This is a genomic window from Streptomyces sp. MMG1533 (genome assembly GCF_001279775.1).
In the GTDB taxonomy this organism is placed as follows: domain Bacteria; phylum Actinomycetota; class Actinomycetes; order Streptomycetales; family Streptomycetaceae; genus Streptomyces.
This window is the reverse complement of record NZ_LGDG01000003.1, coordinates 69468-83409: the sequence shown is the minus strand read 5'-3', so window position 1 is coordinate 83409 and position 13942 is coordinate 69468. Positions and strand designations below refer to the sequence as shown.

Here is a 13942-nt window from a genome sequence, read left to right as displayed (position 1 = left end):
CATGCTGTCTCATACGGGATTCACGTTCCGTGACCCTGGCTCTGGCCATTGTTCTGGCCATGCAAAAAATGGCTACGATCGTGGCCCTCGTGAGGCGCGAGGCTATGTGTCCGCCGGTTCGGATGGTGTGAGCGGTGCAGGTGCTTCAAGTGCAGCTGGAGATCCGACCCGACCCCGCTGAGGTGGGGCGAGCCCGGAAGTGGGCCCGCTCGCGCCTCGCCGTGTCCGGCATAGAGGACGACGAACCGCTCGCCGAGACTCTGATCCTGCTCGTCTCCGAGCTGGTCACCAACGCCGTGGTGCACACCGGCTGTCCGGCCGTGCTGCGGCTGTCCCTGCCGCCCGTGGAGGCCGAGTCGGCCACGGTGCGCCTGGAGGTGGCCGACCGCAGCGGGTGCGCCCCCGTACCGCGATGCGTGGACGGCGAGGAGACGGGTGGCCGGGGCCTCGCCCTCGTCGACGGACTCGCCGACCGCTGGGGCTGGAGCCCCGAAGGTGTCGGCAAGCGCATCTGGTGCGAACTGGACCGGTGTGCAGGGCCCCAGGAGGGTGCCACGACCTACGGTGGCGGCGCTTCGGCGTATGAGGGGCTGGCGTTCGAAGCGGTGTGACCGGCGCACGGTGGACCGGAGTCGGGTGAAAACGCCGGCGGCCCGGTGCGCGGTCGCGGGAAGCGCTGTCATCTCCTCGTGGGCGGCGAATCCGTGCGCCGGGACGTGCTTCCGTGCGCGCCCGCGACAATCAGGGTGTAAGTGATAAATCCCCGAACGGGTGTTGACGCCACGTGACCATTTGATCACGATTGTGGTCAGCGATTCACCGCGAGGGGACGACGAGGGTTTCGGTGACGGGAGCCCTCGGCGAGTGTGGGTCGTGATTCGGCGTCGGTTCCCTCAGGGCCAGAGGAGCCGATGGGGATCCCCCTCCGCTCGTGCGGAGCGAGAGTGGGGGAGGGTACGCCGGAGTCGGATGGCGGTGCGCGGTGCCGTGCTCGGGGCGAGCGGGGCGCGCCGCCTTCCGACGGTCCTCCCGGGTTCAGAGAATCGCGACGGGTGCCACCGGAGTTCCCGTCGCGCCCGTGAAGGGTTCGGGCATCGCCGACAGCAGGAATGTGTACCGGCTTTCTTCTCCACAGGCTGTGGACAACTTTTCGAGATTCCAGTTCTGACCCTGGAGCATCCCCATCTCCACGAGGTCGAGCGCGTGCACGGGCAGCCACAGATCCTCGATCTCGGGCGGAAATATCTCAAAGGTGAGGGTGTCGTTCGCGACCGCGGCGACATCGCGCGCGTGGAACCACTCCGGGGTGCGGATCGACAGGCCGGGTGACGGATGGCCGTACGCCTGCTTGTCGCCCGCGAGATACACCTGGACCTGGCCGGTCCGTACGAGCACGATGTCACCGGCACGCACGCGCGTACCGGCGAGTTCCTCGGCGGCCTCCAGATCCTCGGGGGTGACGACGTGCGAACCGTCCAGCCGGTCCTTGTTGCGGGCTCGGGCCACGTCGAGCAGCACCCCGCGCGAGACGATGTGCCGCGCCTTGTCGATGCCGCTGAACTCCGCGCCGCCGTGCGGGGTGATGGTGTCGGCCGGGCGGCCGTTGTAGAGCCGGCCCGAGTGCGAGACGTGGGTGAGCGCGTCCCAGTGGGTGGCCGCCTGCAGGCCCATGGTCACGGCGTCGTCGCTGCACGCCACCGTGCCCGGGCCGAAGATCTCCTGGTTGATCTGCACCATGGCGTGCAGGGGGTTGACCCGGCCCGGCATCAGCCCGGTCTGCACGCCGTCCTGCTGGAGGGGGAGCGCGAGAGGCACCCGGCGCCCGCTCCGCACGCAGGTCGCGGCCTCGCGGACGACCTCGTCGGTGATCAGGTTGAGCGTGCCGATCTCGTCGTCCGCCCCCCAACGGCCCCAGTTGTTCACGCGCTTGGCGATGTCGTGGAACTCGGCCGGCAGCGACATCCGGTCCTCCCCGGGGCTTGTCTCCGACTGTCTGACGGGTCATAAAATCTAACGGTCCGTCAGAAACCGCGGGAAGGGGCCGGCGTGGGGAACTTCTTGGCAGGCAGGGTGATCGCCGTGACGGGCGCCGGGCGGGGGATCGGCCGGGCGGTGGCGCTGGGCGCCGCGGCCGAGGGGGCGCGGGTCGTCGTCAACGACTACGGCGTCTCGATGGACGGCGGTTCTCCGACGAGCGAGGTCGCCGAGGCCGTGGTCAAGGAGATAACGGCGGCGGGCGGCGACGCGGTCGCCGTGGCCGACGACATCTCGACGATGGCGGGCGGACAGCGGGTCGTCGACGTGGCGCTGTCGTCGTACGGACGGATCGACGGGGTGGTGTGCGTCGCCGGGATCCTGCGCGAGCGGATGCTGTTCAACATGTCCGAGGAGGAGTGGGACCCGGTACTGGCGACCCACCTCAAGGGCACCTTCACCGTGTTCCGGGCGGCGTCGGCGGTGATGCGGAAACAGCGGGCCGGGACCTTGATCGGGTTCACCAGCGGCAACCACCAGGGCTCGGTGTCCCAGGCCAACTACAGCGCGGCGAAGGGCGGGATCATCTCGCTGGTGCGAAGCGCCGCGCTGGGCCTGCACAAGTACGGGGTGACCGCCAACGCGGTGGCGCCCGTGGCCCGTACGCGGATGTCGGCGAACGTTCCCATGGAGCTGGCGGAGATCGGCGAGCCGGAGGACGTGGCCGCGCTGGTCGTCTACCTGCTGTCACAGAAGGCTCGGGAGCAGGGGATCACGGGGCAGGTGTACACGATCGCCGGGCCGAAGATCGCGGTGTGGGCCCAGCCCAGGGAGTTGCGGGCCGCGTATGCGGAGGGGGCGGCGTGGACGCCGGAGCGGATTGCGGAGTTCCTGCCGGGGACCGTGGGGGTGGATCCGATGCCGATGCTTTCGCGGGTGGCGGGGATGGAGAGGGCGGCGCGGGATGGGTCTCGGCCGAACGCCTAGCAGCGCGGCAGGTTCCGGCGAATCAAGGCTGCGGGTCGTCTGGGGGCTGCTCGCGCCCACGCGGCGGAGCCGCATGTCGACGCAGCCCCGCGCCCCCCGGGTTTCCGGCTTCGCCCGGTCTTGAGAGGAGAGCCCTGTGGACTTTGGATTCAGCGGCGACGACGAGGCGTTCCGGGCCGAGGTGAGGGAGTGGCTCGCGGCGCACGCCGGGGGTGCCGAGGACCGTCGTACCTGGGAACGCACCCTCGGCAAAGCCGGGTGGATCGGTCTCGGCTGGTCCGAGGGCGGGTACGGCAACCGGACCGCCACCCTCACCCAGCAGGTCGCCTGGGCCGAGGAGTACGCCCGCTCGGCCGCGCCCCCGCGCTCCGGCCACATCGGCGAGAACCTGCTCGCCCCCACCCTCCTCGCTCACGGCACCGACGAGCAGCGGTCCCGCTTCCTGCCTCCGGTCGCGGCAGGGGAGGAGCTGTGGTGTCAGGGATACAGCGAGCCCGGCGCGGGCTCGGACCTGGCCGGGGTGAGTACGAAGGCCGAACGGACGCCGGACGGGGCATACCGGATCACCGGCCAGAAGATCTGGACGTCCCTCGCCCACGAGGCGGACTGGTGCTTCGTGCTCGCCCGCACGGAACCGGGATCCAGGCGCCACCACGGGCTCACCTTCCTCCTCGTCCCCATGGACCAGCCCGGCCGGATCGAGGTGCGGCCCATCCGGCAGCTGACGGGCACGAGCGATTTCAACGAGGTCTTCTTCGACGGGGCACACGCGCGCGCGGAGCACGTCGTCGGGGGCGAGGGCAGCGGCTGGCGGGTCGCGATGAGCCTGCTCGGCTTCGAGCGGGGGGTTTCGACGCTCGCCCAACAGGTGGGGTTCGCCGAGGAGTTGGGGACAGTTGTGCGGACGGCCGTCGAGACCGGTGCGGTGCGTGATCCCGTCGTACGGGAACGGCTCGTGCGGCAGTGGGCCGAGCTGCGCGTGATGCGCTGGAACGCCCTGCGCACGCTGGGGAGTTCGGGTGACGCGGGTGCGCCCAGTGTGGCCAAGGTGCTGTGGAGCGGCTGGCATCAGCGGCTCGGGGAGCTGGCGATGCTGGTGCGGGGCGCGGCCGGGACGGTCGGGTCGGCGCGGTGGTCGGCCTCGGCGCCGTACGAACTCGACGTGTTCCAGCACCTGTTCCTGTTCTCCCGGGCCGACACGATCTACGGCGGCTCGGACCAGATCCAGCGCACGATCATCGCCGAGCGCGTGCTCGGTCTGCCGAGAGAACCCAAGGGCTGACAGGGGGCTGCGTGATGCGAGGCGTGGTGTTCGACGGGACGCGGATCGAGGTCGTGGACGATCTCGACGTACGGGATCCGGGGCCCGGGGAGGTCCTGGTCGCGATCTCGGCTGCGGGGTTGTGCCACAGCGATCTGTCCGTGGTGGACGGGACCATACCCTTCCCCGTTCCTGTGGTGCTCGGACACGAGGGGGCGGGGGTGGTGGAGGCCGTCGGGGCCGGTGTCACGCATGTGGCGCCCGGGGACCACGTGGCCCTGTCCACGCTCGCCAACTGCGGTGCGTGCGCGCAGTGCGACCGGGGGCGGCCGACGATGTGCCGGAAGGCGATCGGGCGGCCGGGGCAGCCGTTCACGCGGGGCGGGCGGCCCGTGTTCCAGTTCGCGTCCAACTCCGCCTTCGCGGAACGGACCGTGGTGAAGGCCGTGCAGGCGGTGCGCATCCCGAAGGACATCCCGTCACCGTCCGCCGCGCTCATCGGATGCGGGGTGCTGACCGGGGTGGGAGCCGTGCTCAACCGGGCCAGGGTGGACCGCGGGGACAGCGTGCTGGTGATCGGCACCGGCGGGATCGGGCTGAACGTCCTCCAGGGCGCGCGGATCGCGGGCGCGCTGCGGATCGTCGCCGTGGACGCGAACCCGGCGAAGGAGGCGGTGGCCCGGCGGTTCGGCGCCACCCACTTCCTGACCTCGACGGAGGGGGTGCGGGACATCCTGCCGACCGGGGCGGACCACGCCTTCGAGTGCGTCGGCCGCATCGAGCTGATCCGGGAGGCGATCGACCTGCTCGACCGGCGCGGGCAGGCGGTCCTGCTCGGTGTCCCGCCGGCGACCGCCGAGGCGTCCTTCCTCGTCTCGTCGATGTACCTGGACAAGTCGATCCTGGGCTGCCGGTACGGGTCCTCGCGACCGCAGCGGGACATCGCGCTGTACGCCGAGCTGTACCGGGAGGGGCGGCTGCTCCTGGACGAGCTGGTGACGCAGACGTATCCGGTGGAGGACTTCGAGAAGGCGGCGGGGGACGCGGAGGCGGGGCGGGTGGCGCGGGGGGTGCTGACTTTCTGAGGGGAGCGCTGACTCTCCGGGCTTGTCCGGGGACTCACGAAGGAGCAGGAATAGGGGCCTGCAAAGGGGTTGTCAGTGGCGGCCTCTGGCGTCACGGCGGTCCTGGCCGGCGTGGGCGTGACCCTGGTGCTGACGGCGGTCGGCCGGTGGGGTGAGGTGCGCCGCGGCGGCCTTTCACCGCAGGGTGCCGACACCGCCGTAACCCTTGGACTCGCCGATTCCGGTCCCGCCGTTTCCGGCCCGGAAGGTGCGGCGATACGCGGTGGGGGTGACGCCGAGAGCCGTCTGTAGGTGCTGCCGCATCGACTGGGCCGTGCCGAAGCCCGCGTCCCGGGCCACCTGGTCGACGGACAGGTCGGTGGACTCCAGGAGGTGCCGGGCCCGTTCCACGCGCTGCTGGGTGAGCCACTGGCCGGGGCTGACGCCGACCTCCTCGCGGAAGCGGCGCGTGAACGTCCGTACGGACATGGCCTCCTGCTCGGCCATGTCCCGCAGCTGGATCGGCTCGTGGAGGCGGCCCAGCGCCCAGGCGCGGGCGGCGGTCGTGGTCGCGAGCTGCGGGTCGGGCACGGGGCGGTGGATGTACTGCGCCTGTCCGCCGTCGCGATGCGGCGGTACGACCGTACGGCGGGCCACCTCGTTGGCGATCGCCGTGCCGTGGTCGCGGCGCACCATGTGCAGGCACAGGTCGATGCCGGCCGCGACGCCGGCCGAGGTCAGGACGTCGCCGTCGTCGATGAACAGGACGTCCGCGTCGACCTTGATCCGCGGGAAGAGGCGCTGGAGGCGTTCGGCGTCCGCCCAGTGCGTGGTGGCGGGGCGGCCGTCGAGGAGACCGGCGGCAGCCAGGACGTAGACGCCGGTGCAGATGGAGGCGAGCCGGGTGCCGGGGCGGATGTGCGCGAGCGCGGCGGCCAGTTCGTCGGTGAGCACGCCCTGCTCGAAGACCGGGCCGAGCTCGTACGACGCCGGGACGATCACGGTGTCGGCGGTGGCCAGGGCTTGTGGGCCGTGCGGGACGTGGATGGCGAAGTCGGCGTCGGTCTCGACCGGGCCGGGCGGGCGGATCGAGCAGGTGATCACCTCGTACAGGTGCCGCCGCTCGGCGTCCTTGGGGCGGCCGAAGATGCGGTGCGGGATGCCCAGCTCGAAGGGGAGCAGGCCGTCGAGGGCGAGCACGACGACGCGGTGGGGGTGGAAATCCGGCTCACGGCTCATGGCCCGATCCTAACGAATGCTGTCTTTCGGGCCACTCGTTCGGCGGGCCGCCGGAACGGAAGCTCTATGACGTGACCCAGACAACCGAAGCCGCAGTAGAGGCCCCCCGCGCCGGAAAGAAGCCGACCCGCATCCACCGTGCCTGGTTCGTCGCCGCCGTCACCTTCGTGACGATCATCGGCGCCGCCGCCTTCCGTTCCCTGCCCGGGCTGCTCATCGACCCGCTGAACCAGGAGTTCCACTGGTCGCGCGGCACGATCGGCGCGGCGGTCTCCGTCAACCTCGCGCTGTACGGGCTCACCGCGCCCTTCGCGGCCGCGCTGATGGACCGCTTCGGCATCCGCCGGGTCGTCGCCGTGGCCCTGACGGTGATCGCGGTCGGATCCGGCCTGACCGTGTGGATGACTGCGGCCTGGCAGCTGCTGCTGTGCTGGGGTCTGCTGGTCGGCCTCGGCTCCGGCTCGATGGCGCTGGCCTTCGCCGCCACGGTCACCAACCGCTGGTTCACCGAACGGCGCGGCCTGGTCACCGGCATCCTCACCGCCGCCTCGGCCTCCGGCCAGCTGATCTTCCTGCCGGTGCTGTCCTGGATGGTCGAGGCGCACTCCTGGCGCCCGGCGGCCGTCACGGTGGCGTTGGCCGCCCTCGCGGTCGTCCCCTTCGTGTGGCTGCTGCTGCGCGACCACCCGGCCGACGTGGGTCTGAAGCCGTACGGCGCGCAGGAGTTCGTACCGAAGCCGCCCCCGGTGACCGGTGCCGCGCGCAGGGCCGTGACCGTCCTCTTCAAGGCGGCCCGCACCGGCCCCTTCTGGCTGCTGGCCGGCACCTTCGCGATCTGCGGTGCCTCCACCAACGGCCTGATCCAGACCCACTTCGTGCCCGCCGCCCACGACGAGCACATGCCCGTCACGGCGGCGGCCTCGCTGCTCGCGGTCATCGGCGTGTTCGACGTGGTCGGCACGATCGCCTCCGGCTGGTTCACCGACCGCTTCGACCCGCGCCGGCTGCTGGCGGTGTACTACGCGCTGAGGGGCATCTCGCTGCTCTTCCTCCCGATGCTGCTGGCCCCGTCGGTCCACCCGCCGATGATCTTCTTCATCGTCTTCTACGGCCTCGACTGGGTCGCCACCGTCCCGCCCACCGTGGCCCTGTGCCGCGAGCAGTACGGCGACGACAGCGCGATCGTCTTCGGCTGGGTCCTCGCCTCCCACCAGGTCGGCGCCGCGCTCGTCGCCTTCCTCGGGGGCGTCGTCCGTGACGTCTTCGGCGAGTACGACATGGTCTGGTACGCCTCGGGCGCGCTGTGCGCGGCGGCGGCGCTGATGGCGCTGGTGATCCGGCGGCGGCCGGCGCCCGCGGCGGCGCTCGCCCTGTCCTGACGTCGCTCTGCCTCGACGTGGCTCTGCCTCGACGTGGCTCTGCCTCGACGTAGCCCTGCACTGACGTAGCCCTGCACTGACTGCCACGGACGTCAGCGCACGGGCGCGGGCGTGCGCCGGTGACAACGTACGGCGGCTGGGGCTCACGGAGACGGTCGGGATCACCGGCCCCGCGCTGTATCCCGACGGGCGGGCCGATCTGGTCGTGTGCAACCCGCCCTGGATTCCCGCCCGGCCCGCCTCCGACCTGGACCTCGGTGTCCACGACGCGGGCGGCGGCATGCTGGACGGCTTCCTCGCCTCCCTCGCCGGCCGCCTGGAACCGGGGGGCGAGGGCTGGCTGATCCTGTCCGACCTGGCCGAACGCCTCGGGCTGCGCACCCGGGCCGACCTGCTCGCCGCGATCGAGGCGGCGGGCCTGCGGGTGCGGGACCGGCTCGACACCCGGCCGCGTCACCCGCGCACCCGTGACACCGACGATCCCCTGCATGCCGTACGGGCGGCGGAGGTGACGTCACTTTGGCGGCTGGGGGTGGGTGAGGGGCCGTCAGGCGGCGGCTGAGGCTGCGTGGAGCCGTCGTGTCACCGGGACGGCCGGTCGTCGCCCCGGTGGTCGCCCCGGTGCTCGCCCTGGTCGTCGCCCCCGTGGTCACCCCGGCGGGGGGTCGTCGAGCCCGGCGAATCGGCCGCGGTGGAAGAGCAGCGGGCCGTCCGAGGCGGCGTCGCCCGTGCCGAGCGCCTCCACCCGGCCCACCACGATCAGATGGTCGCCGCCCGTGTGCACCGCGTGGATCGCACAGTCGACCCACGCCAGGGCGCCGGTCAGACGTGGGGAGCCGGTGACGGGTGCCGCGTCGAACCGGACGCCGGTGAACTTGTCCGCGCCGCTCACCGCGAAGGCGCGGCACAGGTCGCCCTGGCCCGCGCTCAGGACGTTGACGCAGAAGACGCCGGCGCGGGCGATACGGGGCCAGGTGGTGGACGTACGGCCGACCATGAAGGCGACGAGGGGCGGGTCGAGGGAGAGGGAGGAGAAGGACTGGCAGGCGAAGCCGGCGGGGCCGGCCTCGATGTCGGCGGCGGGTGCGGTGACAACGGTGACGCCGGTCGCGAAGTTCCCCAGCACGCGCCGGAACTCGGCCGGGTCGACCGGCAGTCGTTCGTCCTCGCGGACACACCGCAGCTCGGGGCGCGGCAAGGCCTCGACGGGGTCGGGGCGGGGCCCGGACCTGAGGTAGCGGACGGCTGCGGCGGCCATTCCTGCGTGTCCCATCACATCCACCATTGAAGCTGACGGTGCGTCAGATAGGAAGGGTCAGCGGCCCTTGTACTCGGGGTTTCGCCGCTCCACGAAGCTCCGCACCCCCTCCCGCGCATCCGCCGTCGTCATGTTGATCTCCTGTGCGGCGGCCTCCGCGGCGAAGGCGGTCGTGCGGTCGCCGTCCAGGGAGGCGTTGACCAGCTGTTTGGTGAGGGAGAGGGCGCGGGTGGGGCCGGTGGCCAGGCGTTCGGCCCACTCGCGGGCCGTCTTGTCCAACTCCCCGTCCGGAACGACCCGGTTGACCAGGCCGAGCCGTTCCGCGTCCGGCGCGGTCAGCGCGTCGCCGAAGAACATCAGCTCCTTCGCGCGCTGCGGGCCGAGCAGGCGGGGGAGGAGATACGCGCCGCCTCCGTCGGGGACGAGCCCGCGTCGTACGAACACCTCGATGAACCTGGCGGACTCCGCGGCGAGTACGAGGTCGCAGGCGAACGCGAGATGAGCGCCGAGGCCGGCGGCCGTGCCGTTCACGGCGGCGATCACCGGCTTCTCGCAGTCGAGGACGGCGGCGACGAGGCGCTGGGCGCCGAGGCGGATCGTGCGGGCCACGTCACCGGCGACGCGGTCGTCCGCCGGCGGTCCGCCGCGCAGATCCGCGCCCGCGCAGAAGCCACGGCCGGTTCCGGTGATCACGACCGCCCGTACGTCCGGGTCGACGGAGGCGTCCGACAACAGCCGGATGATGCGTTCGCGCTGGTCAGGGGTGATGGCGTTGAGGGCCTCGGGACGGTTGAGCGTGATGCGGCAGACCTGATTGTCAGTGGCGTGCTGTACCAATGACTCAATGGATTTTTGGGGCTCTTGGGGGGAAACAGGCATGCTCATCTCAGATGCGTTCATTTCAGCCGCACACCACCAGCGCGTCCAGCGCCACCGCCCCTTGCCCCTGTGGCAGCACCATCAGCGGGTTGATGTCGAGTTCCGCGAGATGGTCCCCGAGTTCCAGCGCCATGCGCTGCACGCGCAGGACCACTTCGACGAGCGCGTCGAGGTCTGCCGGGGGGCGCCCCCGGACCCCGTCGAGGAGGGCCCGCCCCCGGAGTTCGTCGCACATGTCCCGCGCCTGCTTCTCGCCGAAGGGCGGCACGCGTACGGCCACGTCCCGCAGCACCTCGACGAGCACCCCGCCGAGCCCGACGGTCACGGTCGGCCCGAAGAGCTGGTCGTGCGTGAGGCCGACGACCATCTCGACGCCCCGCTCGACCATCTGGCAGACGAGCACACCGTCCAGGGAGACGTCTTCGTAGCGGGCGATGTCCGTCAACTCCCGGTAGGCGTCCCGGACCTGGCTGGCCGAGGTCAGCCCGATCTTCACCAGGCCGAGTTCGGTCTTGTGGGCGATCCGCGCGCCGGACGCCTTCATCACCACCGGGTAGCCCACCAGCCCGGCCGCGCGCACGGCCGCCGCCGCGCTGGTCACCAACTGCTCGCGCGGTACGCGGATTCCGTATGCCCGCAGCAGCTGTTTCGCCGCGTGCTCGCTCAGCTGCTGTCCTGGTCGCATCAGCTCGCGCGCCTTGCGGAAGGAGGGCGAGGCGGTGCGGGGCGCCGAGTCGAAGGGGGAGCGGTAGCCGGTCACGAAGCGGTGGTGGTCGAGGTGGGCGCGGACGGCGGTGAGGCAGTTGGCGACCGTGCGGAAGGTGGCCACCCGGGAGGAGTCGAGGAGGACCTCGCGATACGCCGGCTCGGTGCCGACCGGCGATCCCCACACCACGCACACCAGCTTGTCCGTCCGCTCGGCCGCGTCCACCAGGTCCTGGACGAGCCTGTCGCTGAGTGGCGGGAAGGGCCCGGTGATCGGGCAGATCAGGACGCCCACCTCCGGGTCGTCGAGGATCGCGTCGATGATCTTCCGGCCGCGCCAGTCGCCCACCGGGTGGCCGCCGTTGTCGACGGGGTTGGCCACGTTCAGGTACTCGGGTATCCACTGATGGAGCTCGGCCTGCCTGGCGTCCGACAGTTCCGGCAGCCGCAGTCCCGCCTCGGTCGCCAGGTCGGCGACGTGCGCTCCCGTGCCGCCCGAGATCGAATACACGACGACGCCGTCGGCGCGGGGCGGCCGGGCCCGGGCCAACAGGGCGGCGGTGTCCTGCAGTTCGTCGAGACCGTCGACGCGGATCACGCCGTACTGCCGCATCGCCGCGTCCACCACCGTGTCCGCGCCGGTCAGCTTGCCGGTGTGTGAGGCGGCCGTGCGGGCGCCGGTCTCGGTGCGGCCCACCTTGACCGCCACGACCGGCACTCCGCGCCGGGCGGCCCGGTCGGCGGCGAGCAGGAAGGAGCGGCCGTCCTTCAGCCCTTCCACGTAGCAGGCGATGGCACCGACCTCGGGCTGCTCGGCGAAGTAGGAGAGGAAGTCGGCGGTCTCCAGATCGGCCTCGTTGCCGGTGGGCGCCCAGTGGGACAGCCGGATGCCGAGCTCCTGGAGGGCGAAAACCGGGCGGCCCTGGTGGCCGGACTGGGTGATCAGGGCGATCGCCGGCCCGTCGAGGTCGTCGCGGAAGTGCTCGAAGGCGTTGAGGTTGGTGTTGGGGCCCAGGAGCCGTATCCCGGACCGGCCGACGGCAGCCGCGAGGCGGGCCTGCGCGGCGGCGCCCTCCTCGCCGGTCTCCGCGAACCCGGAGGCGAAGACGACCGCGAACTTCACCTTGGCCTCGGCGAGTTCCTCGATCACGGGAAGGGGGTCGGCGACCAGCAGCACGGCGAGGTCGACCTGCGCGGGCAGGTCGGCGACGGAGGGGGAGCAGGGGATGCCGAAGACGGCCGGGCGGGTGGGGTGCACGGGATGCAGTCGGGCCCCGACGCGCTCGGACCAGGCGAGCAGTTGGCGGGTGACGCCGGTGTTGGGCCGGCCCTCCGCGTCCGAGGCGCCGATCACCGCGACGGATTCGGGGCGGAAGAAGCGGTCCAGATCGGGTACGGCTGAGTACAACGGCCGTCCGCTGACGTCGAGATCGTCGACCTCGGCGGGCCGGCCGTGGACGGCGGGTCCGGGTTGCTCGCCACAGGCGATGACCCGGGCTCCGCGGGAGTCGGTGGTGAGGGTGCCGTGGGTTGATCCAAGCATCGGTCCGCCCGCTCCTGTGTGACAGCCAAGTAACTGACGCTGTGTCAGATTACAGAACTGACGGGACGTCAGGAACGGTCCTGCACGCAAAGGATGCCGGGCGGACCGGCGGAGAACTCATGGAGAAGGGCTCCTACAGCGCCGCCAGTACCTCCCTCGCCACCCGCTCGCCCGACCGCACGGCTCCGTCCATGAAGCCCATCCAGTAGGTGGAGGTCTCCGTTCCGGCCCAGTGGATCCCGCCCACCGGCTCGCGCAGGGCCGGGCCGTACTGGGTCAGGACGCCGGGCGCGGCGATGGAGACGGGGCCGCCGCGGGTGTAGGCCTCGTTGTTCCAGCGTTGCAGGACGAAGGAGGAAGGGGAGGCGGCTTTCTCGCCGAAGTACGTCACGTAGTCCTTCAGCACGGCCGCCCTGACCGCCGCCTCGCCGGCCGTGTCCAGCGCCCGCATCTCGTCGGCCTCGATGAAGCCCATCAGCGCGCCGTACGAGGCGTCGGGCGGGGAGTTGTCGAAGGTCGAGCTGACCACTCCGGTGTCGCTGACGACCTGGCCGTTGAGGCCGTCGGCACGCCAGAAGGGGGTGTCGTAGACGGCGATCGCCTTGCCGACCGAGGCCATCGGCAGGCGCTGGGTGAGCTGGTCGCGGCCGGCGGGGAGGAGGGGGTCGTACGAGATGCGGGCGGCGAGGGGCGGGGGCAGGGCGACGACGACGCGGTCGGCGGTGACCGTCGTACCGTCCGCGGTCACCACGTATCGGCTGCCGGACCGCGCGATGGAGCGGACCGGGGCGCTCAGCACCAGCCGGTCGCCCAGCGTGGCGGCGAGCTTGATCGGCACCAGCTGGGAGCCGCCGACGAAGCGCAGTTCCTGGGCGCCGTTCGCGGTCTCGGTGAGGCGTTCCAGGGTGCCGGGGTTCGACGCGTTGCCGGCGGCGGCGATGTAGAACACGACGAACAGGAGGGAGAGCTCACGAGGTTCGGCCGAGAAGATCGATGTGCAGGCCACGTCGAGGAGGAACTTGGCGGACGGGACGACGGCGTTGGCGCGCAGCCAGGTCTCGAAGGTCTGCCGGTCCCACTCCTCGGCCTTCGCGGCGGTCCAGGGCGCGTCGACCGGTATCTGCTTCGCCATGTCGTCCAGCGAGGCCTGCACGATCGCCGCGTTGGCGAGACCGGCCGCGTCGACGGGCGGGACGGAGCCGAGCAGTCCGTCGGTGGCGTAGGCCGTGTTCCTGCCGTCCTTGTGGAGGAGGTTCTTGCCGGTGTTGTAGGTGGGGAAGGTCGCCACGCCCAGGGAGTCGGCGAGCGCCTTGATGCGGTCCTGGGTGGGGCCGATGAACTCGCCGCCGCCTTCGGTGACTCGGCCGTTGCCCAGCGGCAGGTTGACCACCCGGCCGCCGACGCGGTCGCGGGCCTCCAGGACGGCCACCGTCCGTCCGGCCGCGACCAGGTCACGGGCCGCGGTGAGCCCGGCGAGGCCGCCGCCGACGACGGCGACGTCCACATCCCGGGTTGCCGCGGACGCCGTGCCGGCGGCGGTGGTGGTGAGGGTGACCGCACCGGCGGCCGCGGCGGCGCCGCCCAGCAGGGTGCGGCGGGAGAGCTTTCTTTCACGTGCCACGTGCATCCTCCGTCGTAGCGAGAGGTGGGTGG

At 71.7% G+C, this 13942-nt stretch carries 11 protein-coding genes and 1 pseudogene; 6 read left to right on the top strand and 6 right to left on the bottom strand.

Annotation, left to right across the window (positions count from 1 at the left end; translation table 11 throughout):
- Positions 1–149 precede the first annotated feature (149 nt).
- Positions 150–611 carry an ATP-binding protein gene (locus ADK57_RS02100; RefSeq protein WP_053747577.1) on the top strand — a complete coding sequence of 154 codons (462 nt, stop codon included), beginning with the start codon at positions 150–152 and terminating at the stop codon, positions 609–611.
- A gap of 424 nt (positions 612–1035) precedes the next feature.
- Here the strand turns inward: ADK57_RS02100 and ADK57_RS02095 are convergent, their stop codons facing one another.
- A complete protein-coding gene (locus tag ADK57_RS02095; protein ID WP_053747576.1) occupies positions 1036–1962 on the bottom strand; it encodes a cyclase family protein in 927 nt (308 codons plus the stop codon).
- Between the two features lie 84 nt (positions 1963–2046).
- Here ADK57_RS02095 and ADK57_RS02090 point away from each other — a divergent pair, with 84 nt between their 5' ends.
- The 3 genes from ADK57_RS02090 to ADK57_RS02080 all read left to right on the top strand — a co-directional run bounded on the left by ADK57_RS02090 (position 2047) and on the right by ADK57_RS02080 (position 5307).
- Entirely contained in the window at positions 2047–2961 is a 915-nt protein-coding gene (locus ADK57_RS02090) for an SDR family NAD(P)-dependent oxidoreductase (protein ID WP_053747575.1), read from the top strand.
- A 136-nt stretch (positions 2962–3097) separates the two neighbouring features.
- Positions 3098–4243: an acyl-CoA dehydrogenase family protein gene (locus ADK57_RS02085; protein ID WP_053747574.1), complete on the top strand. Its 1146-nt coding sequence runs from the start codon at positions 3098–3100 to the stop codon at positions 4241–4243.
- A gap of 14 nt (positions 4244–4257) precedes the next feature.
- Positions 4258–5307, top strand: coding sequence for a Zn-dependent alcohol dehydrogenase (locus ADK57_RS02080; RefSeq protein ID WP_053747573.1), 1050 nt, complete (start codon positions 4258–4260; stop codon positions 5305–5307).
- A gap of 174 nt (positions 5308–5481) precedes the next feature.
- On the opposite strand, the gene ADK57_RS02075 is transcribed toward ADK57_RS02080, so the two are convergent.
- Positions 5482–6525, bottom strand: a complete 1044-nt coding sequence (locus ADK57_RS02075; protein ID WP_053747572.1) for a GlxA family transcriptional regulator — start codon at positions 6523–6525, stop codon at positions 5482–5484.
- Between the two features lie 71 nt (positions 6526–6596).
- Between ADK57_RS02075 and ADK57_RS02070 the strand changes: the two genes are divergently transcribed.
- Together ADK57_RS02070 and ADK57_RS02065 are read left to right on the top strand one after the other, a co-directional pair.
- Complete coding sequence (locus ADK57_RS02070) at positions 6597–7904, top strand: MFS transporter (RefSeq protein WP_053747571.1); 1308 nt, start codon at positions 6597–6599, stop codon at positions 7902–7904.
- Positions 7905–7980: 76 nt separating this feature from the next.
- Positions 7981–8466 (top strand): annotated as a pseudogene (locus ADK57_RS02065) (methyltransferase); the annotation flags it as partial.
- A gap of 87 nt (positions 8467–8553) precedes the next feature.
- Here the strand turns inward: ADK57_RS02065 and ADK57_RS02060 are convergent.
- The 4 genes from ADK57_RS02060 to ADK57_RS02045 all read right to left on the bottom strand — a co-directional run bounded on the left by ADK57_RS02060 (position 8554) and on the right by ADK57_RS02045 (position 13916).
- Positions 8554–9177, bottom strand: a complete 624-nt coding sequence (locus tag ADK57_RS02060; protein WP_078972896.1) for a flavin reductase family protein — start codon at positions 9175–9177, stop codon at positions 8554–8556.
- Between the two features lie 42 nt (positions 9178–9219).
- On the bottom strand, positions 9220–10041 hold the full coding sequence (locus ADK57_RS02055) for an enoyl-CoA hydratase/isomerase family protein (RefSeq protein ID WP_053747645.1): 822 nt from the start codon (positions 10039–10041) through the stop codon (positions 9220–9222).
- A gap of 22 nt (positions 10042–10063) precedes the next feature.
- Complete coding sequence (locus tag ADK57_RS02050) at positions 10064–12289, bottom strand: acetate--CoA ligase family protein (RefSeq protein ID WP_053747569.1); 2226 nt, start codon at positions 12287–12289, stop codon at positions 10064–10066.
- Positions 12290–12422: 133 nt separating this feature from the next.
- Positions 12423–13916: a flavin monoamine oxidase family protein gene (locus tag ADK57_RS02045; protein ID WP_053747568.1), complete on the bottom strand. Its 1494-nt coding sequence runs from the start codon at positions 13914–13916 to the stop codon at positions 12423–12425.
- Positions 13917–13942 lie beyond the last annotated feature (26 nt).